The organism is Mycolicibacterium llatzerense (assembly GCF_025331195.1).
Taxonomy (GTDB): domain Bacteria; phylum Actinomycetota; class Actinomycetes; order Mycobacteriales; family Mycobacteriaceae; genus Mycobacterium; species Mycobacterium llatzerense.
In genome coordinates this window covers 66,178-85,556 of the sequence record NZ_LXOV01000016.1, presented here as the reverse complement: position 1 = coordinate 85,556, position 19,379 = coordinate 66,178, and the positions used below count along the sequence as shown (strand labels likewise).

The 19,379-nt window shown below is 66.5% G+C and carries 18 protein-coding genes and 1 tRNA gene; 13 read left to right on the top strand and 6 right to left on the bottom strand.

The genetic code is table 11. The features are described from left to right. Nucleotides 1-7 precede the first annotated feature (7 nt). The 4 genes from A7G45_RS25185 (at nucleotide 8) to A7G45_RS25170 (ending at nucleotide 3,521) form a co-directional block, all read left to right on the top strand. On the top strand, nucleotides 8-241 hold the full coding sequence (locus A7G45_RS25185) for a hypothetical protein (RefSeq protein ID WP_043986517.1): 234 nt from the start codon (nucleotides 8-10) through the stop codon (nucleotides 239-241). Nucleotides 242-259: 18 nt separating this feature from the next. Next, nucleotides 260-1,462, top strand: a complete 1,203-nt coding sequence (locus tag A7G45_RS25180) for a beta-propeller fold lactonase family protein (protein WP_260941016.1) — start codon at nucleotides 260-262, stop codon at nucleotides 1,460-1,462. 112 nt (nucleotides 1,463-1,574) lie between these two features. Further along, complete coding sequence (locus A7G45_RS25175) at nucleotides 1,575-2,654, top strand: hypothetical protein (RefSeq protein WP_260941014.1); 1,080 nt, start codon at nucleotides 1,575-1,577, stop codon at nucleotides 2,652-2,654. Nucleotides 2,655-2,810: 156 nt separating this feature from the next. Next, nucleotides 2,811-3,521 (top strand): MgtC/SapB family protein, encoded by a 711-nt coding sequence (locus A7G45_RS25170; protein ID WP_043400659.1) that lies wholly within the window; start codon nucleotides 2,811-2,813, stop codon nucleotides 3,519-3,521. 14 nt (nucleotides 3,522-3,535) lie between these two features. Here A7G45_RS25170 and A7G45_RS25165 read toward each other — a convergent pair whose 3' ends face one another. The 5 genes from A7G45_RS25165 to A7G45_RS25145 form a co-directional block, all read right to left on the bottom strand. Further along, on the bottom strand, nucleotides 3,536-5,149 hold the full coding sequence (locus tag A7G45_RS25165; protein ID WP_260941012.1) for a class I SAM-dependent methyltransferase: 1,614 nt from the start codon (nucleotides 5,147-5,149) through the stop codon (nucleotides 3,536-3,538). 142 nt (nucleotides 5,150-5,291) lie between these two features. Continuing rightward, nucleotides 5,292-5,366: transfer RNA gene (locus A7G45_RS25160), tRNA-Val, on the bottom strand. 41 nt (nucleotides 5,367-5,407) lie between these two features. Next, a complete protein-coding gene (locus A7G45_RS25155) occupies nucleotides 5,408-5,863 on the bottom strand; it encodes a peroxiredoxin (protein ID WP_260941010.1) in 456 nt (151 codons plus the stop codon). A gap of 97 nt (nucleotides 5,864-5,960) precedes the next feature. After that, nucleotides 5,961-6,443: a DUF3052 domain-containing protein gene (locus A7G45_RS25150; RefSeq protein ID WP_043986520.1), complete on the bottom strand. Its 483-nt coding sequence runs from the start codon at nucleotides 6,441-6,443 to the stop codon at nucleotides 5,961-5,963. 58 nt (nucleotides 6,444-6,501) lie between these two features. Then, nucleotides 6,502-7,083 carry an Rv2240c family protein gene (locus tag A7G45_RS25145; RefSeq protein WP_260941008.1) on the bottom strand — a complete coding sequence of 194 codons (582 nt, stop codon included), beginning with the start codon at nucleotides 7,081-7,083 and terminating at the stop codon, nucleotides 6,502-6,504. A gap of 110 nt (nucleotides 7,084-7,193) precedes the next feature. On the opposite strand from A7G45_RS25145, the gene aceE reads away from it, so the two are divergent. From aceE to A7G45_RS25105, 8 genes are all read left to right on the top strand, one after another. Continuing rightward, nucleotides 7,194-9,983, top strand: coding sequence for a pyruvate dehydrogenase (acetyl-transferring), homodimeric type (aceE, locus tag A7G45_RS25140; RefSeq protein ID WP_260941006.1), 2,790 nt, complete (start codon nucleotides 7,194-7,196; stop codon nucleotides 9,981-9,983). Between the two features lie 117 nt (nucleotides 9,984-10,100). Beyond that, nucleotides 10,101-11,342 (top strand): PucR family transcriptional regulator, encoded by a 1,242-nt coding sequence (locus A7G45_RS25135; RefSeq protein ID WP_260941004.1) that lies wholly within the window; start codon nucleotides 10,101-10,103, stop codon nucleotides 11,340-11,342. Nucleotides 11,343-11,540: 198 nt separating this feature from the next. Beyond that, nucleotides 11,541-12,461 carry an ACP S-malonyltransferase gene (locus A7G45_RS25130; RefSeq protein ID WP_260941525.1) on the top strand — a complete coding sequence of 307 codons (921 nt, stop codon included), beginning with the start codon at nucleotides 11,541-11,543 and terminating at the stop codon, nucleotides 12,459-12,461. A gap of 75 nt (nucleotides 12,462-12,536) precedes the next feature. Then, a complete protein-coding gene (acpM, locus tag A7G45_RS25125; RefSeq protein ID WP_043400507.1) occupies nucleotides 12,537-12,830 on the top strand; it encodes a meromycolate extension acyl carrier protein AcpM in 294 nt (97 codons plus the stop codon). Further along, the gene (gene kasA, locus A7G45_RS25120; RefSeq protein WP_260941001.1) at nucleotides 12,827-14,077 is read left to right on the top strand and encodes a 3-oxoacyl-ACP synthase KasA; all 1,251 of its coding nucleotides are present in this window, start codon (nucleotides 12,827-12,829) and stop codon (nucleotides 14,075-14,077) included. Before acpM ends, kasA begins: the two co-directional genes overlap by 4 nt. A gap of 25 nt (nucleotides 14,078-14,102) precedes the next feature. Then, complete coding sequence (gene kasB, locus A7G45_RS25115; RefSeq protein WP_260941000.1) at nucleotides 14,103-15,356, top strand: 3-oxoacyl-ACP synthase KasB; 1,254 nt, start codon at nucleotides 14,103-14,105, stop codon at nucleotides 15,354-15,356. 38 nt (nucleotides 15,357-15,394) lie between these two features. Next, nucleotides 15,395-16,822 (top strand): acyl-CoA carboxylase subunit beta, encoded by a 1,428-nt coding sequence (locus A7G45_RS25110; RefSeq protein WP_043400516.1) that lies wholly within the window; start codon nucleotides 15,395-15,397, stop codon nucleotides 16,820-16,822. A gap of 119 nt (nucleotides 16,823-16,941) precedes the next feature. After that, entirely contained in the window at nucleotides 16,942-17,586 is a 645-nt protein-coding gene (locus tag A7G45_RS25105; RefSeq protein ID WP_260940998.1) for a dihydrofolate reductase family protein, read from the top strand. Nucleotides 17,587-17,596: 10 nt separating this feature from the next. On the opposite strand, the gene A7G45_RS25100 is transcribed toward A7G45_RS25105, so the two are convergent. After that, entirely contained in the window at nucleotides 17,597-18,346 is a 750-nt protein-coding gene (locus A7G45_RS25100; RefSeq protein ID WP_260940996.1) for an SDR family oxidoreductase, read from the bottom strand. A gap of 87 nt (nucleotides 18,347-18,433) precedes the next feature. On the opposite strand from A7G45_RS25100, the gene A7G45_RS25095 reads away from it, so the two are divergent. Beyond that, nucleotides 18,434-19,315, top strand: a complete 882-nt coding sequence (locus tag A7G45_RS25095) for a LysR family transcriptional regulator (protein WP_260940994.1) — start codon at nucleotides 18,434-18,436, stop codon at nucleotides 19,313-19,315. The last annotated feature ends 64 nt before the right edge of the window (nucleotides 19,316-19,379 follow it).

Here is a 19,379-nt window from a genome sequence, read left to right as displayed (position 1 = left end):
TGGCGACGTGACGACGAACGATATCTACGAGCGGCTCGGCGCGCTGGAGCAATTGGTTCGACATCTCTACGCGCAGACCGGGATCCCCGTGCCCGACGTGCGGTCGATGGCGCAATCACAAGTGTCGGACCGAGTGCTCGAACTGCTGGCCTCCGGCAACAAGATTGCCGCCGTCAAGGCTTACCGCGATGAGGCCGGAGTCGACCTGCCCACCGCAACCCGGGTCATCGAATCCCTGTAGCCCGAAGGAGCCGTCGCCATGCTCGCAGTCATCGCAACGATCCCCGAGAGCGGCGGTCCCGTATCGGCGGTGCCGAGTCCGGGTGGCGATCGCCTCTACGTCGGGAACAGCGGTAGCTCGACGGTCTCCGTGATCGCCACGGCCTCCAACGCCGTGGTCGACGCCATCGGCCCCGGCGTCGGATTGCAGGGCGCCCAGCAGTTGGTCGTGCATCCGGACGGTACTCGGCTGTACTGCAACAACCTCGGTGGGCTGTCGGTGATGGACGTCAGCACCAAATCCGTTGTGGCCGTGGTGCTGTCCGGCTGGTCCGGACAGGTGGCGGTCCACCCCGACGGCTCCACCGTCTATCTCGCCTCGGGCGGCGACACCGATGGCACTTCTGACCCGAAGGTCATGCTGATCGACGCCGCCACCAACACGGTGACCGGAACCATCAAGGTCGACGAGGCGTACTACCTGGCCGTCAGCCCCAATGGCACCCGGCTCTACGTCGCGGGCTACACCGGCGGCCTGATCTGGGCCATCGACACCGCTAGCCACAGCATCGTGAAAACCGTTGACCTCGGCAAGCCGATCAGCGGGCTCGTCGTCAGCCCCGACAACAGTCGCATCTATGTGATGGGCGGAGTCAAGTTCGGGGTGACCACGAGCAATGTGACCGTGGTCGACGTCGGCACCGGTGCGGTCACCACCGGCGTCACCTTCCCGCTCGGCCAGGAGCTCACCGACATTGCTGTCGCGCCCGACGGCTCGGCGCTCTACGCCACCCAGCTGACCGGCGATGTGAGCCGGATCGACACCGCCACCATGGCCGTGACCGATACCGTCAACGTCGGTAATTACGCAGGGGCCGTTGCTGTTTCGCCCAATGGCTCGCGGATCTACGTCACCAACCGCTTCAACAACACGGTGTCGGTGATCGCGCAATTGCACACCCTCCCCGGGGGCATCGACCTGCCGGATCTGGTCGGCAAGCTGATTGGTGGCGCTGCCGCGGGCGGGAACGGTTGGCTGGTCATCGGCGATCACTTCTATCCGATCCCACCCCGGGAGCCCGTACTCCAGGCCATTGCGCGTGCACTCTCGCCACACGTCGGTAAGCCGGTGCAGAACCACGAGCTGGGCCAGCGCCTGCGCCGCACCCTGGAGTCCGATCCCGAAGCCCCGAAAATGGCGCCCGGGAGCTTCCACCCCGATGGGCATCGCCCGCAGCACTAGTCGCAGCCGAAGTCGTCGCACCAAAAACATTGCAAATAGCTCAGCACCGAGGCAAATTTGTCGATACCGTCAATATTGCTTGAGTTCCACACCCTCGGTCAGGAGCTTTCAAATGCATACACTCACAACTCGTTTGAGCCTGCCCACCGCCGCCGCCGTGATGGCCGCGGGCATCATCGTCACCGCACCCCCACCACCGGTGTTGACCGCTCTGCCTGCACCGGTGATCCACAGCGTGCAGATGCCGGACGTCCAGCTCACCGCCACCATCGCGGACATCCTGCAGTTCCCCGCGTTCAAGCAGTGGGTGGTCAACCAGATCACCGACGTCGTGACGGTCGGCGTCGGCCTGACCAAAGCGGGCCAGGGCGTCGGACAAACGATCAGCGCCATCCCGGGGCTCGTGGCCACCGTCGCCCAGCAGATTCTGGCCCGAGACTTCGTCGGCGCGCTCGGCACCGTCGAAGCGGGAGTGATCGGCGCAGTGACCGTCATCGGCGGACCGATCCTGGTGTCCATCATCGCGCGCGACCAACGCGCGCTGGCGGTGGACCAGGCGTTGGTGCAGGCAGTCCCGGTAGCACTCATCGGTCTCGGCACCGGCCTGCTCGGCGGCTTCAACGCTTTCGCGACCTCGGCGATCATCGCCACCCAAAACGTCGTGGCCGCCCTGCTGCCCATCAACATCGGCAACCTCGTCACTGCCGTCGTCGACGGCGTCAAGCTCGTCGTCCAGGGGCTCAACACCGGCGCCGGCAAGATCGTCGACGGGATCGCCTTCGCGCAGCAGACCATCGCCAACGCGCTGGCCACTCAACCGGCGCCGATCGCGGCGGTGACACCCACCCCAGCGTCCGGGGTCGCGGTCACCGCAGTACCGAAGATTGCGGCGACGAAGGTCAAGCCTGCACTCAAGCCCGTGCCCACAGCAGCCAAGCCCGCGGCGACCACCCCGACGGACACCAAGGACCCGACAGACACCAAGGACGCCACCAAGCCGGACACCACCGGTGCTGACAACGGGACCAAGCCGGACGCCACCGGTGCCGGAACCACTTCGAACGCCAATTCGGGCACGTCGGACACCGGCAGCAAGACCGAGAAGAAGACGAGCACCAAGAAGCCGAAGTCGAAGTCCGGCAAGAAGACCCAGAGCACGAAGGCCGCCGCGACGTCGCAGGCCGCCGCCTGAGGCCGAGCATCAACGGTATCCGCGTCTCACTGCGAGTCGGCCACTGTTCACTTTGAGTTCGCAGTCTGTCCCTACCATCCGCCCCTACTGCCGTCGCAGCCGATGGGCGCGCTGAGAGCGCGTGCATCAACTCGAAAGCAACAGGAGCACAAGGTGATCGACACACTGGATATCGCGCTGCGGATCGGCGCCGGCCTGGGCCTCGGCGCGGCGATCGGGCTGGAGCGGCAATGGCGGTCCCGCAACGCCGGATTGCGCACCGCCGCTCTGGTCAGCCTCGGGTCAACGCTGTTCGTGATCATGGGCGGCTACACCTTCGCGGGGGAACACGCTGACCCCACCCGCGTCGCCGCCCAGGTCGCATCCGGTATCGGCTTCCTCGGTGCCGGCGTGATCATGCAGCAAGGCGCGACGATCTCCGGGCTCAACACCGCGGCCACCCTATGGGCGTCGGCCGCCATCGGGGCCCTGGCCGGCGGCGGACTGATGGTGCCCGCCGTGATCGGAAGTTGCGCGGTCATCGCCGCCAACATCTTCCTGCGACCGGTCGGACGCACGCTGGACCGGCACCGCCGGCCCGGCGCCGAAGAGTCCTCTGCCGAATACCGGTTCGAGGTGCGGTGCGCCACGAGCGCCGAACTCCACATCCGGAGCCTCATCTTCGACGCGATTTCGCACCCGAACCTCACGGTGCGATCCATCTCCGCGGTCGACCTGCCCGATGACGAGGGGGTGCGCATCACCGCCACCGTCATCGCCGATGAACGCGACGACCACCGCATCGAGGCCGCGCTGGCAGATGTCATCAAGGCCCCCGCCGTCACGGCGGTGCGGTGGAGCGCCGACGACATGAGCCCGGTCGACTGAGGCCAAACGAAAGCTCACGCCGGGGTCTGCTGCTCCATTTCGGGGAGCTCGGTCAACTGCAAGCCCGGATAGCGGCCAAGGAGCCCATCGATCTGCCCACCGACGACCTCACGCAGTTCGGTGCCATCGGTCAGTTCCCGTCCGCCGCGGCGAAACCCGATGAGATGACGACGAGCGTAGCCGAGCATCGTCTCGATCAGCTCTGCGCGGCTACGTGTGCCATCCAGCAATGGCAACAGATAGCGGTCGAACGGCGGCAAAGCCGTCATCTCGTGCCAGGCAGTGAAGCTGTAGGCCTCCGGGTCATCACGCGTCGCCGCCGCCAACATCCGCGCCGCGCTGACCAGCCGGAGCATCGAATGCTGCTGTGGCAGTATCGGATCCAACCGATAGCGCACCTTGCCCTGCACAATCAACGTCTCCAGCAGTTCATCGATGCGGGATTCCAACCGATCGGCGCCACCCGAGAACGGCAGCGATACCTGGGCCGATTCGATCAGCTCGGCGCGCGATACCGTCCACGGCCAACTGACGTTGAGCAGATCAAGAGCCACCTTGTGCACCGAATCTGCGACCGTCAGAGTTCCTTCTTCCCCTCGGTACTCCTGCGCCGATCCGTCGAGCCGCGTCTCCCCTTCGACGGGAGGTAGCCAGGCGGCGAAGTGCAGGGCGCCAAAACGCTTACGGTCCAGCGTGTCTCGAACGTCTGCGATGCGCTCATGAGGCACCAACAGCGATTGGCGGAATGACCGGTTTATGGCCAGATCCAAGTAGTGCTGCAACAGCACCCGGTCGTCCCCGCACCTGGTCGCCAGCCGGTCGGCCAGATCGTCACCGAAATTTCGGGCGAGCATGTATTGCGGCTGGGCCTCGGCCAGATAGGCCAAGCCGTGCGACTCGGCCTGCCGCACGAGGTCGATGAAATAGCAAGGCGTATTGAACAATTCAAGCTCATCGTGCAGCAGGCAGTAGTCCTCATGTCCGGCGGCGGTGGCGCGGTGCTCTGCGACTGCCCGCGCCGCGGCTCCGCCGGGAAGCGCGACCTCCCCCAAGAATTCGGCCGCCCCGCGCGCCGCCTGCACCCGGGCCGCCGGCGTATCAGCGCCGGCCGCTGCCAGCAGCATCGCCTCGCGCACGATCTCTTTCGACTTCCAAGCCGGGTAGACGTTGTAGCTCAGATACCCGACTCCGTCCGCCGACAGCACCCGGCGCATGACGGCGAGTATTGATGCTCTGACATTTTCTGGAACCCAGCTGTACACACCGTGGCAGACGACGTAATCGAACGGCCCCAGCGCCGCGACATCGATATCGGAGATGTCACCGGCAAGGAGCGTGACGTTGTCCAGTCCGGCCGCACCGACGTAGCGGCGGGCTGCGGCAGTCTGCGCCGGCGACAGATCGACACCCACGACGTGCGCTCGCGGATGCTCCGCGGCGAATGGGATGAGGTTTCCGCCGACCGCGCTGCCGATCTCCAGCACGCGGGCGTCAGCGACCGGCGGCGCGTCCAAGCCAAACAGGTGGGCGACGGCCGCGAGCTGTCCCGGCGCCGACTGCGGATACGAATTCAGCGGATACGGCGACTCGTCGTAGCTGGCCCGCAATTTCTCCAGTGCACTGTCCATCAGCAGGTCAGGATGCCCGGCCAACGTGAGACCAAGGCCTGACAGCCCTGTGCCATTGCCGCGAATCCGCTGTACAGCCGGCCGATGAACTATCGACAGAGCCGCCGGCTGCGATGGCCGGTCCAACGAATCCTCGTTTTATTGGTGGGCGCGGACGGTATCGAACCGCCGACCGCTGGTGTGTAAAACCAGAGCTCTACCACTGAGCTACGCGCCCCGCCTCGGGCACGCTACACGGGATGACGTGCCAAGGGAAAATCAGTCAAGGGCGGCCAGGGCGTCGACCCAGACCGACTGGTCGCGCGCCTCGCCCGGCGATGTGCACTCGGAGAACCGCACCACGCCGTCCCGATCCACGAGGAACGTCCCACGGTCCGGATAGCCCGCATCGGCGTTGAACACCCCGTAGAGCTGGGACACCGCGCCGTGCGGCCAGAAATCGGACAGGATCGGGAACTCGAAGCCCGATTCACGGGCCCAGACCTTGTGGGTGGCCGGCGGGCCGACCGAGATGGTCAGCGTCGCCACCGAGTCATTCCGATACCGGGCCAGGTTCTCCTGGATCTCGCCGAGCTCCCCCGCACACACCGGAGTGAACGCCAGCGGGAAGAACACCAACAGCACAGACCGGCCGCGCAACGCCGACAACGTCGTCGCACGGCCGTGCTGGTCTTTCAGCGTGAAGTCCGGCGCGACGGACCCGACGTCGATCACGGTCGCGAGCCTGACCACAGGGCGAAATGGGGTTCGAAATTCCGCCACCCGGTCAGGCTCGCGCCACAGGAAACCTGCGGGAGCAAACCCAACCGCACTAGTGCCGGCCCGCAGCCTTCGACTTGGGCTGCACCAGGCGACTGGCGATCCAGTCCCCGAGGTTGGCCGACGAGGTGACCACCAGGCCCGCCGTCGGCGCCGACTCGGCGATCTCGGCAGGCTGGACGTGGCCACTCTTGCCGGTCTTCGGGGTGACCACCCAGATCACGCCGTCCTCGGCCAGCGGGGTGATGGCGTCCATGAGACGGTCCACCAGGTCGCCGTCGTCATCGCGCCACCACAGCAGCACGACGTCCACGACTTCGTCGGAATCCTCGTCGAGAAGCTCTGCACCGCACGCATCTTCGATGTCGAGACGGATGTCGTCGTCGGTGTCCTCGTCCCAGCCCAGCTCTTGGACGATTTGATTTTTTTGAATGCCCAGTCTCTGGGCGTAGTTCGGCGCGTCCGCCGCGGCCACCGGTGTCCTCCTCTTACCTGCTGATATGCAGTCTGTGTGTGTGGAACCCAATAGTCGCATGCGACGACGATTCATTCGACGCAAGACACATCTTTGTTCGCCGAGATAAGCGCGAGATTTACCCGCACGCCGTCTCGGTCGACGACTTGGCTTCATTGAACGAGTCGACCGCCGCATTGAAATCAGAGGTCGACGCATTGGTACTGATCGCCGTGGCCAGCGTCTGGGCCGCTGCGGCCCAGCCGGCCAGCGCGGCTTTGAGAGTGTCCGACTGCACTGTCGTCGCACTCTTGGTCACCGAGTCGGCCGCGTGGTGCAGCGCGTCAACCGCGGCCTGCAACTTGGCGGCATCGGTGCCACCGGCGTTCTCGGCATCGACGTAGGCGTTGACCGCCTGCATCGCCGGTTTACCGGTGTCGACGAAGACCTGGCACGCCGCCTGGGTCGCCGCGACCGAGGCACTCGACGAACTCGAACTGGCCGACGCCGCTGCCGACAACGACACCGAAGTTCGGTACGCCGCTGCGCCAGGCTGGTCGACCGTGGAGCTGCCTTCTACGGACTTACTGCAACCGACGATCACCATGGCGGATACCGCCAGGCCCCCGAACGCCAGAGCGGCTGCGCGAAGCCGCGAGACACCTACCGCGCTCGTCACCATCAGCTGACCGTACAGGGTGATTCCGCCAATCATCGTCATCACAACGCGTACTCGCCGGTAGCCCACCCCGCCGCCTATCCTGCGGCACGATAGGTGGACGATTGGCAGTGCCAAAAGCACCGCCAAAATCGAATAGCAAGGAGTGGCAGTTGACCACTGAGTTCGTGCGCCAAGACCTGGCTCAAAACTCCAGTACTTCAGCCGAACCCGACCGGGTCCGGGTGATTCGTGACGGTGTCGCGTCATACCTACCCGACATCGACCCCGACGAGACCGCCGAATGGCTGGAATCGTTCGACGACCTGTTGGGCCGTTCCGGGCCGGCGCGTGCCCGCTACCTGATGCTTCGGCTGCTGGAGCGTTCGCGCGAGATGCGCGTGTCCATCCCCGCGCTGACGTCCACCGACTACGTCAACACCATCCCTACCGATCTCGAGCCGTGGTTCCCCGGTGACGAAGAGGTCGAGCGCCGCTTCCGCCGCTGGATCCGCTGGAACGCCGCCATCATGGTGCACCGCGCGCAGCGCCCCGGTGTTGGTGTGGGCGGGCACATTTCGACGTACGCATCGTCGGCGTCGCTGTACGAGGTCGGCTTCAACCACTTCTTCCGCGGCAAGAACCACCCCGGCGGCGGCGACCAGATCTTCATCCAGGGCCACGCCTCCCCCGGCATCTACGCCCGCGCCTTCCTCGAGGGCCGCCTGTCGACCGACCAGCTGGACGGTTTCCGGCAGGAGCACAGCCACCCCGGCGGCGGCCTGCCGTCGTACCCGCACCCCCGCCTGATGCCCGATTTCTGGGAATTCCCCACGGTGTCAATGGGTTTGGGGCCGATGAACGCCATCTACCAGGCGCGCTTCAACCACTACCTGCACGACCGCGGACTCAAGGACACCAGCGACCAGCATGTGTGGGCCTTCCTCGGCGACGGCGAGATGGACGAGCCCGAGAGCCGCGGCCTGATCCAGGTCGCCGCCAACGAGGCGCTGGACAACCTGACGTTCGTCGTCAACTGCAACCTGCAGCGCCTCGACGGCCCGGTCCGCGGCAACGGCAAGATCATCCAGGAGCTGGAGTCGTTCTTCCGCGGCGCCGGCTGGAACGTCATCAAGGTGGTGTGGGGCCGCGAATGGGATGCCCTGCTGCACGCCGACAAGGACGGCGCGCTGGTCAACCTGATGAACGTCACGCCCGACGGTGACTACCAGACCTACAAGGCCAACGACGGCGCGTACGTGCGCGACCACTTCTTCGGGCGCGACCCCCGCACCAAGGCGCTGGTCGACCCGATGACCGACCAGGAGATCTGGAACCTCAAGCGCGGCGGCCACGACTACCGCAAGCTGTACGCGGCCTACCGCGCGGCCATGGAGCACAAGGGGCAGCCGACGGTCATCCTGGCCAAGACCATCAAGGGCTACACCCTGGGCAGCCACTTCGAGGGCCGCAACGCGACGCACCAGATGAAGAAGCTGGCGCTCGACGACCTCAAGAAGTTCCGCGACGCGACGCGGGTGCCGATCACCGACGCCCAGCTCGAAGAGAACCCGTACCTGCCGCCGTACTACCACCCCGGGTCCGAGTCGCCGGAGCTCCGCTACATGCTCGACCGACGCCGGACGCTCGGCGGCTTCCTGCCGGAGCGGCGCACCAAGTCCAAGCCGCTGCCGCTGCCGAGCCGCGAGGTGTACAAGTCGCTCAAGAAGGGCTCGGGCAACCAGGCCGTGGCCACCACCATGGCGACGGTGCGTACCTTCAAAGAACTGTTGCGCGACAAGAACATCGGGCCGCGCATCGTGCCGATCATCCCCGATGAGGCCCGCACGTTCGGCATGGACTCGTGGTTCCCGAGCCTGAAGATCTACAACCGCAACGGCCAGCTGTACACCGCCGTGGACGCCGATTTGATGTTGGCGTACAAGGAAAGTGAGATCGGCCAGATCCTGCACGAGGGCATCAACGAGGCCGGGTCGACGGCGTCGTTCACCGCCGTATCGACGTCGTACGCCACGCACGACCTGCCGATGATCCCGATCTACATCTTCTATTCGATGTTCGGGTTCCAGCGCACCGGCGACGGGTTCTGGGCGGCGGCCGACCAGATGGGCCGCGGCTTCGTGCTGGGTGCCACCGCCGGGCGCACCACGCTCACCGGCGAGGGCCTGCAGCACGCGGACGGACATTCGCTGCTGCTGGCTTCGACCAACCCCGCGGTAGTGGCGTACGACCCGGCGTTCGCGTACGAGATCGCGTACATCATCGAGAACGGTCTCGAGCGCATGTACGGCGAGAACTCGGAGAACGTCTACTTCTACATCACCATCTACAACGAGCCGTACCAGCAGCCGGCCGAGCCCGAGAACTTCGATCCCGAGGGCGTCCTGCGCGGCATGTACCGGTTCCGCGCCGCGCCGGAGAAGCGCTCGAGCAAGGCGCAGATCCTGGCGTCCGGTGTCTCGATGCCCGAGGCGCTGCGCGCCGCGGACATGCTGTCCGCCAACTGGGATGTGGCGGCCGACGTGTGGTCGGTGACCAGCTGGGGCGAGCTGAACCGCGACGGCGTGTCCATCGACCGGCACGCGCTGCGGCACCCGGACCAGCAGGCGCCGGTGCCGTACGTGACCGCCAAGCTCGCGAACACCGCGGGCCCCGTGGTCGCGGTGTCGGACTGGATGCGCGCGGTGCCCGAGCAGATCCGTCCGTGGGTGCCGAACACCTACGTCACCCTCGGCACTGACGGTTTCGGCTTCTCCGACACCCGTCCGGCGGCCCGTCGTTACTTCAACACCGACGCCGAGTCGGTGGTGGTCGCGGTACTGGAGGCGCTCGCCCGCGACGGCGAGATCGATCCGTCGGTGGCCGTCGCTGCCGCCAAGCAGTACCGGATCGATGACGTCTCCGCGGCCGAGGTGTCGTACGCGGACACCGGCAGCGCGTAGCAACACGTGCGCCGAGATGACGCTTTCTGACGAAAATCGCCCGATATACGTCAGAAACCGTCATCTCGGCGTCTCCAGTTGGCAGTAATCTCTAGAAATCAGGCGTAGCTTTTAGCTATGCCCGACAACACGGCCGGCAATCGGTTCGTTCCGCCCAAGTCGACGCTCGAAGTGCTCGAGAACGTGCCGGAGACGGTGCTGCGTCGCCTCAAGCAGTACTCCGGCACGTTGGCGACCCAGGCAGTACATGCCCTCGAAGAGCGGCTGCCATTCTTCGCCGAGTTGGAGGCCTCCCAGCGCGCCAGCGTGCATCTGGTGGTGCAGACCGCGGTGGTCAACTTCGTGGAGTGGATGCGCGATCCGAACAGCGACGTCAGCTACACCGCTGAGGCTTTCGAGGTGGTGCCCCAGGACCTACGGCGCCGGATCGCGCTGCGGCAGTCGGTGGAGATGGTGCGGACCACCATGGAGTTCTTCGAGGAAGTGGTGCCGCTGTTGGCCCGCACCGAGGAGCAACTGACCGCGCTGACCGCCGGCATTCTGCGGTACAGCCGCGACCTGGCCTTCGCGGCCGCCAGCGCCTATGCCGACCAGGCCGAGGCCCGCGGCGCCTGGGACACCCGAATGGAAGCCAATGTCGTGGACGCTGTCGTGCGCGGCGACGTCGGCCCCGGACTGCAATCCCAGGCCGCGGCGCTGAACTGGGACGCCACCGCGCCCGCGACCGTCGTGGTGGGTTTCCCCCGGCCCGACCGGGCCGATCTGGCCAGCGAGGACGTGCACGACGTCGTCACCCGCCACGGCCGCGTCGCACTGTCTGACGTACACGGCACCTGGCTGGTGGCCATCGTGTCCGGGCAGCTCTCCCCCACCGACCGGTTCCTGGGTGAGCTGATGGCCGTGTTCGCCGACGCCCCGGTGGTGATCGGGCCGACGGCAGCCACGCTGGCGGCGGCGCATTACAGCGCCACGGAGGCCATCGCCGGGATGAACGCGGTAGGTGGGTGGACGGGCGCGCCCCGCCCGGTGCCGGCCCGTGAACTGCTGCCCGAACGGGCGCTATTGGGCGACCGTTTGGCCATGGCGGCCCTGGAACTCGAGGTGGTCCGGCCGTTGGCAGACGCGGGTCCGGCGCTGACGGAGACGCTCGACGCGTACCTCGACGCGGGCGGCGCCATAGAAGCGTGTGCCCGCAAATTGTTCGTTCATCCAAACACCGTCCGGTACCGGTTGCGCCGAATCGCGGACTTCACCGGCCGCGATCCCATGGTGCCCAGGGATGCGTATGTGCTCCGTGTGGCGTCCACAGTGGGTCGATTGAGCCGTCAGACACCCCAAAACAACCCACAAATCGCCTGATCAGAGCACCCGGACGTGGCCTACTGGGCGGTAATAAGCGACTCCGAGGGGTGATCCACATCGCAGCGAGGTCTCGCCAACGTTGCATAACGTGCGTTTTTGTAGACATTCCACAAAACTTTAAGACGAGGTTCATAATCTCTTACACGGCATAAAACCCCCTTCACAGTGTTTTCTTAATCCGTGCCTCAAACACCTGTGCTTGCGCTGCTTGCCCCCGGGCAGGGATCTCAGACGCCCGGCATGCTCACCGCTTGGTTGGAGCTGCCCGGCGCCGCAGACCGTCTGGCCACCTGGTCGGAGATCAGCGGCCTGGATCTGGCCCAGCTGGGCACCACGGCGACCGCCGAGGAGATCACCGACACCGCGGTGACCCAGCCCCTGGTCGTCGCGGCCACGCTGCTCGCACACGAAGAACTGACCAAGCGCGGCCTGCTGGCCGGCGCCACCACGATCGTGGCCGGCCACTCTGTCGGCGAGATCGCCGCCTACGCCATCGCCGGCGTCATCTCCGCCGACGAGGCCATCAAGCTCGCGGCCACCCGCGGCGCGGAGATGGCCAAGGCCTGCGCACTGGAGCCCACCGGTATGGCCGCGGTGCTCGGTGGCGACGAGGCCGAGGTACTGGCCCGTCTCGAAGCCCTGGAACTGGTCCCGGCCAACCGCAACGCGGCTGGGCAGATCGTCGCCGCCGGTGCCGTCGCGGCGCTGGAGAAGCTGGCCGAGGACCCGCCGGCAAAGGCCCGGGTCCGGGTGCTCGCCACCGCCGGCGCCTTCCACACGCACTTCATGGGCTCGGCGCAGGAGCCGTACGCGGCTGCCGCGGCGACCGTGAGCCCCAGCGAGCCGACCACCACCCTGCTGTCCAACGCCGACGGCCAGCCGGTCGCCGACGCCGCGGACGCCATGACCAAGCTGGTCGCCCAGATGACCCGTCCGGTCCGCTGGGACCTGTGCTCGGCCACGCTGCGCGAGCGCTTCGACGGCCAGGAAATCACCGGCATCATCGAATTCCCGCCGGCCGGCACCCTCACCGGGATCGCCAAGCGCGAAGTCAAGGGCGTGCCCACCTTCGCCATCAAGACACCCGCAGACCTGGACGGACTCACCGAGTTCTGACAGGGCTGTTTGCCGAAACAACCAACCCGGCACACCAAATCCGGTGTGCCGACACAACAAAAAGAAGGAGCCATCGTGGCTGCCAACCAAGAAGAAATCATCGCCGGCCTCGCCGAGATCATCGAAGAGGTCACCGGTATCGAGCCGTCTGAGGTCACCCCGGAGAAGTCCTTCGTCGACGACCTGGACATCGACTCGCTGTCGATGGTTGAGATCGCCGTTCAGACCGAGGACAAGTACGGCGTGAAGATCCCGGACGAGGATCTGGCTGGCCTGCGCACCGTCGGTGACGTCGTCGCCTACATCCAGAAGCTCGAGGAAGAGAACCCCGAGGCTGCTGCCGCGCTGCGCGATAAGTTCACGAAGTGACCAGGCCTTCCACTGCTAACGGAGGCTTCCCGAACGTAGTGGTGACCGCCGTGGAGGCAACCACGGCGCTCGCTGCTGACATCGAGAGCACGTGGAAGGGCCTCCTGGCAGGCGAAAGCGGCATCCGTGAGTTGACCGACGACTTCGTCACCAAGTGGGACCTTCCGGTGCGTATCGGTGGCCACCTGGTCGATGACATCGAGAGCCAGCTGACTCGTGTCGAACTGCGCCGCAATTCCTATGTGCAGCGCTTGTCGCTCGTGCTGGCCCGGCGGCTCTGGCAGAACGCCGGCGCGCCCGAGGTCGATCCCGATCGTTTCTCGGTCGTGATCGGCACCGGTCTCGGTGGTGGCGAGAAGATCGTCGAAACCTACGACGCGATGAACGAGGGCGGCATCCGCAAGGTCAGCCCGCTCGCCGTTCAGATGATCATGCCCAACGGCGCGGCTGCGGTCGCCGGTCTTGAGCTCGGCGCCCGCGCCGGGGTCATCACCCCAGTGTCTGCGTGCTCGTCGGGTTCTGAGGCCATCGCCCACGGCTGGCGTCAGGTCGTGATGGGCGACGCGGACTTCGCCGTCGTCGGCGGTGTGGAGGGCACCATCGAAGCGCTGCCGATCGCGGCGTTCTCGATGATGCGCGCCATGTCGACGCGTAACGACGAGCCCGAGCGCGCATCCCGCCCGTTCGACAAGGACCGGGACGGCTTCGTGTTCGGCGAGGCCGGCGCGTTGATGATCATCGAGACCGAAGAGCACGCCCTGGCCCGTGGCGCCAAGCCGCTGGCCCGGCTGATGGGTGCCGGTATCACCTCGGACGCGTTCCACATGGTGGCCCCGGCAGACAACGGCCTGCGGGCCGGTGCCGCGATGAAGCGTGCACTGGAGACCGCAGGGCTGGACGCCAAGGACATTGACCACGTCAATGCCCACGGCACGGCGACTCCGATCGGTGACACTGCCGAGGCCAATGCCATCCGGGTCGCCGGATGTCAGAACGCCGCGGTGTACGCACCCAAGTCGGCGCTCGGCCACTCCATCGGTGCGGTCGGTGCGCTCGAGTCGGTGTTGACAGTGCTCGCACTGCGCGACGGGGTCATCCCCCCGACGCTGAACTACGAGACGCCGGATCCCGACATCGATCTCGATGTGGTTGCGGGCGAGCCTCGTTATGGCGACTTCAAGTACGCCATCAACAACTCGTTCGGTTTCGGTGGCCACAATGTGGCACTCGCTTTCGGTAAGTACTGAGGTTAAAGAGGAAAGTCGCACGTAGATGTCTCCACTCTCGACGGGGAACGGACTGCCCAACGTGGTCGTCACTGGCTTTGCCATGACGACCGCGTTGGCGACCGACGCAGAAACCACCTGGCAGAAGCTGCTCGCAGGAGAGAGCGGGATCCGCCTCCTCGATGACCCGTTCATCGAGGAGTACGACCTGCCTGTCCGCATCGGCGGTCACCTCCACGAGGACTTCGAGAGTGAGCTGACGCGCGTCGAGCTGCGTCGGCTGTCGTATCTACAAAAAATGTCGACGGTCATCGGCCGCCGTGCGTGGGAAAACGCCGGCGCGCCCGATGTCGACACCCGGCGCCTGATGGTGTCGATCGGCACCGGCATCGGTTCGGCCGAAGAGCTGGTGTTCGCCTACGACAACATGCGGTCGAAAGGCCTGCGCGGGGTGTCCCCGCTGGTCGTGCAGATGTTCATGCCGAACGGCTCGGCCGCCGCGGTCGGGCTCGATCGCAAGGCCAAGGCCGGCGTCAGCACCCTGATCTCGGCATGCGCCTCCGGCTCGGAGGCCATCGCCAACGCCTGGCGCAACATCGTCCTCGGTGAGGCCGATATCGCCATCTGCGGTGGTGTGGAAACCAAGATCGAGGCAGTGCCGATCGCAGGCTTCGCTCAGATGCGCATCGTGCTGTCCACCTCCAATGACAACCCGACCGGCGCCTGTCGGCCGTTCGACCGGGACCGCAACGGTTTCGTGTTCGGCGAAGGCGGTGCCCTCATGGTCATCGAGACCGAGGAGCACGCCAAGGCCCGCGGCGCCAACATCCTGGCGCGCCTGATGGGTGCCAGCGTGACCTCGGACGGCTTCCACATCGTGGCGCCGGACCCCAACGGCGAACAGGCCGGACACGCCATGAGCCGGTCCATCCAGCTCGCGGGTCTGCAGCCGACGGATATCGACCACATCAACGCACATGCGACCGGCACCAGCGTCGGTGACGTTGCCGAGGGCGTGGCCATCAACAACGCCATGAAGGGCCACAAGCCCGCGGTGTACGCCCCCAAGTCCGCGCTGGGCCACTCGGTCGGCGCGGTTGGCGCGGTGGAGTCCATCCTCACCGTGATGGCGCTGCGCGATGGCGTGGTTCCCCCCACACTGAACTTGGAGAACCTGGATCCGGAGATCGATCTGGATGTGGTCTCCAAGGCTCCGCGGTTGGGCGACTACAAGTACGCAATCAACAATTCGTTTGGGTTCGGCGGACACAACGTCGCACTCACCTTCGGCCGGTACTGAGCGCCAAGCACAGTCCGCGAGATCAAGGAGATTAGAAAATGACGACCCTGGCACCTGAGGCGACGGCCGCCGAATCACTTGATCCTCGTGACCCACTGCTGCGCCTGTCGACGTTCTTCGACGCCGGCAGCGTCAAGCCGCTGCACGAGCGCGACAAGTCGGGCGTCCTGGCCGCCTCCGGCACCGTCAACGGCGTGCACACCATCGCGTTCGCCACCGACGGCACCGTCATGGGTGGCGCCATGGGCGTCGACGGCTGTGCGCACATCGTTCGCGCCTACGACACCGCCATCGACGAGCAGGCCCCCATCGTGGGCATCTGGCACTCCGGTGGCGCCCGCCTGGCCGAGGGTGTGCGTGCGCTGCACGCGGTCGGCCAGGTCTTCGAGGCCATGATCCGGGCCTCGGGCTACATCCCCCAGATCTCGCTGGTCGTCGGCTTCGCCGCCGGTGGTGCCGCCTACGGCCCCGCGCTGACCGACGTCATCGTCATGGCCCCGGAGGGCCGCGTCTTCGTCACCGGCCCGGACGTCGTCCGCAGCGTCACCGGTGAGGACGTCGACATGGTCTCCCTCGGTGGACCCGATACCCACCACAAGAAGTCCGGCGTGTGCCACATCGTCGCCGACGACGAACTCGACTGCTACGCGCGCGGCCAGCGCCTGGTCGGCTTGTTCAGCCAGCAGGGCCACTTCGACCGCAACAAGGCCGAGGCCGGCGACACCGACATCCGCGCCCTCATGCCCGAGTCGGCCCGGCGCGCCTACGACGTGCACCCGATCGTCGAGGCCCTGCTCGACGAGGGCGTGCCGTTCGAAGAGTTCCAGTCCAAGTGGGCGCCGTCCATCGTGGTCGGCCTTGGCCGCCTCGCCGGCCGCTCCGTCGGCGTCATCGCCAACAACCCGCTGCGCCTGGGCGGCTGCCTGAACTCCGAAAGCGCCGAGAAGGCCGCACGTTTCGTGCGCCTGTGCGACGCCTTCGGCATCCCGCTGGTCGTCCTGGTCGACGTCCCCGGCTACCTGCCCGGTGTGGACCAGGAGTGGGGCGGCGTGGTGCGCCGCGGCGCGAAGCTGCTGCACGCGTTCGGTGAGGCCGAGGTCCCCCGCGTCACGCTGGTGACCCGCAAGATCTACGGCGGCGCGTACATCGCCATGAACTCGCGGTCGCTCGGTGCGTCGAAGGTGTTCGCCTGGCCGGACGCCGAGGTCGCCGTCATGGGCGCCAAGGCTGCCGTCGGCATCCTGCACAAGCGCAAGCTCGCCGCTGTCGAGGACGCCGCCGAGCGCGAGGCGCTGCACGAAGAGCTGGCCCTCGAGCACGAGCGCATTGCCGGTGGCGTCGACTCGGCCATCGAGATCGGCGTGGTCGACGAGAAGATCGATCCGGCCCACACCCGGTCGAAGATCACCCAGGCCCTCGCCGAGGCCCCGGCCCGTCGCGGTCGCCACAAGAACATCGCGCTCTAGGGGTTTTCCCGGCGCCGAGTGGCCAGTTATTGCACGTATTCTTCAGAATTTCGTGCGATAACTGGCCATTCGCCGTTGATGGGCGATGAGTTCTGCCGGCGATGGGAGTCTGTACAACCATGACGCAACTGGTGAAAGTGCAGAACTTCAACGTCTCGGCGGACGGCTTCGGCGCCGGTGTCGGGCAGAGCTTCGAGCGGCCCTTCGGCCACGCCGATCCGGGCGTGATGTTCGCCTGGGCCGGCGCGACTGCCAACTGGCCCAACCGCACCGAGCCGGGCGGCACGCGCGGCCTGGACGACTTCCTCGTCCGCGACTTCCACCACAACATCGGCGCAGAGATCATGGGCGCCAACAAGTTCAGCCCCTACCGCGGACCGGCCAACCTCGACTGGCAGGGCTGGTGGGGCGACGAGCCGCCGTTCCACACCCCGGTGTTCGTGATGACGCACCACCTACGGCCGTCATTCACCTTGTCGGACACCACGTTCCACTTCGTCGACGCGGGGCCGGCCGACGTGCTGGAACTCGCCCGAGAAGCAGCGCAGGGCAAAGACATTCGCATCGGCGGCGGCGCCACCACGGTGCGGGAGTTCCTCGACGCCGACCTGATCGACACCCTGCACGTGGTGGTGTCCCCCACCGTGACGCTCGGCGAGGGCTCACGACTCTGGGAGTCCCCCGACGAGCTGCTCGACCGGTACCACTGCGACGTGGTGCCCAGTTCCAGCGGCGTCATCCACCACTTGTTCTGGCGCCGCTGAGCTTTCGCGCCTACCGCGTGGTGTAGCCACCGTTGGCGAAGATGGTCTGGCCGGTCACCCAGTGCCCTTCGTCGGCGAGGAAGACGACCAGCGGCACGATGTCCTCGATGAGGGTCAGCCGGCCGCCCATCGCCTGCGACTTGTGGAACGCCACACGCTCCGGGGTCTCCTGGCCGTAGAAGAAGGGCGTGTCCATGGGTCCGGGGCCGACGTTGTTGACGTTGATCCCGCGCGCCGCAAACTCTTTCGCCGCGGCGCGGGTGAAGTGCTCGACAGGGCTCTTGGCGCCGGCGTAGGTGCTGTACCCGTCGGTGAACGCCGCCAGCAGCGCCGTCACGATGGTGATGACCGATCCGCCGTCATTCAGCCGGCGACCGGCCTGCTGCAGGAAGAAGTACGCGGCTTTCGCGTTGATGTCGAACATCGAATCGTATTCGGCCTCAGTCGTTTCCACGATCGGCTTGCGCAGCACTTTACCGACGGTGTTGACCGCGATGTCGACGCCGCCGAACGCTTCGGCCGCCGCGTCGAACAGCCTCTCCACGTTGCCGGGGATGGTGAGGTCGCCCTGGACCTTGATGGCCTTGGCACCGGAGCCCTCGATCGCTGCGACGGTCTGGTCGGCGTCGGCCTCGGTGGCGGCGCTGTTGTAGTGCACCGCGACGTTGACGCCGCGCGCGCCGAGCGTGGTACTGATCAGACCGCCCAGGTTCTTGGCGCCGGCGGCGACGACTGCTGACTTGCCTTCGAGATTGCTCATGCCGCCCACGCTAGCCACGCCAAACCACAAACAGAAACGAATCTTTTCTACCTATCCACAAGCAATAGTTGTAGATAAGGTGGCGGCATGACCAGGCCGTATCCCGATCTGCGCCGGCTGCAGCATTTCCTCGCGGTCGCCGATGCCGGCGGTTTCACCCGCGCCGCGGATCAGCTGCACCTCAGCCAGCAGGCCCTGAGCAGCTCCATCCGCCAACTCGAAAAGGAGCTGGGTGCAACACTTTTCGATCGCGACGGCCGGCGGGTCACGCTGACGCCCGCAGGCCGCCAACTACACAGCGATGCGCGCACTCTGCTCGCTGCCGCCCAGACCGTCACCGACCACGTGCAGCGGGCGGCCAGCGCCGCGCGGGAGAACTACGTCGTCGGGCATACCCCAGCGCTCGACAGCACCGAGGCGTACGCGCTGTTGGAGCCTGTGATCGACGCCCTCGACGACGTGTCCTTCACCTTCCGCCAGATGTTTCCGGATCAGCTGTCCCCCGCGCTGCTCGACGGATCGATCCAGCTCGCCCTGCGCCGCGGCGTGGTGCCGGACCGCGACCTCGCCACCGCGGTGCTGGGCTATCACCCGGTCCGCGTGGCTGTGTTGAGTTCGCACCGGCTGGCGCAGCGCGACGCCGTCGACCTCACCGACCTGGCCCACGAACGAATCGCGCTCTGGGCACCGCCCGGCGCGTCCTACTACAGCGACCTGCTGCTCGGCGCCTGCCGACGGGCCGGCTTCGAGCCGGACTACGTGATCAGCCGCGTCCAGGGCGCGGCGACGGTGGCCGCCCCGCTGACGACGGGCGCCGCGGCGTTCGTCACGCATCCGGTCGGGCCGGTGATGGACGGCAGGGTGACGGTCGTCGACCTGCAGCCACCGCTGCTGGTACCGGTGCAGGCCATGTGGCAGCGGCACACGCATTCGACGATTCGCGACCTGTTGCTCGCCCAGCAGCCCTAGACCACTGGCCAGTTGCGGCACGCATTTCTCGAAAACCCGTGCAATAACTGGCCATTCGGCGCTG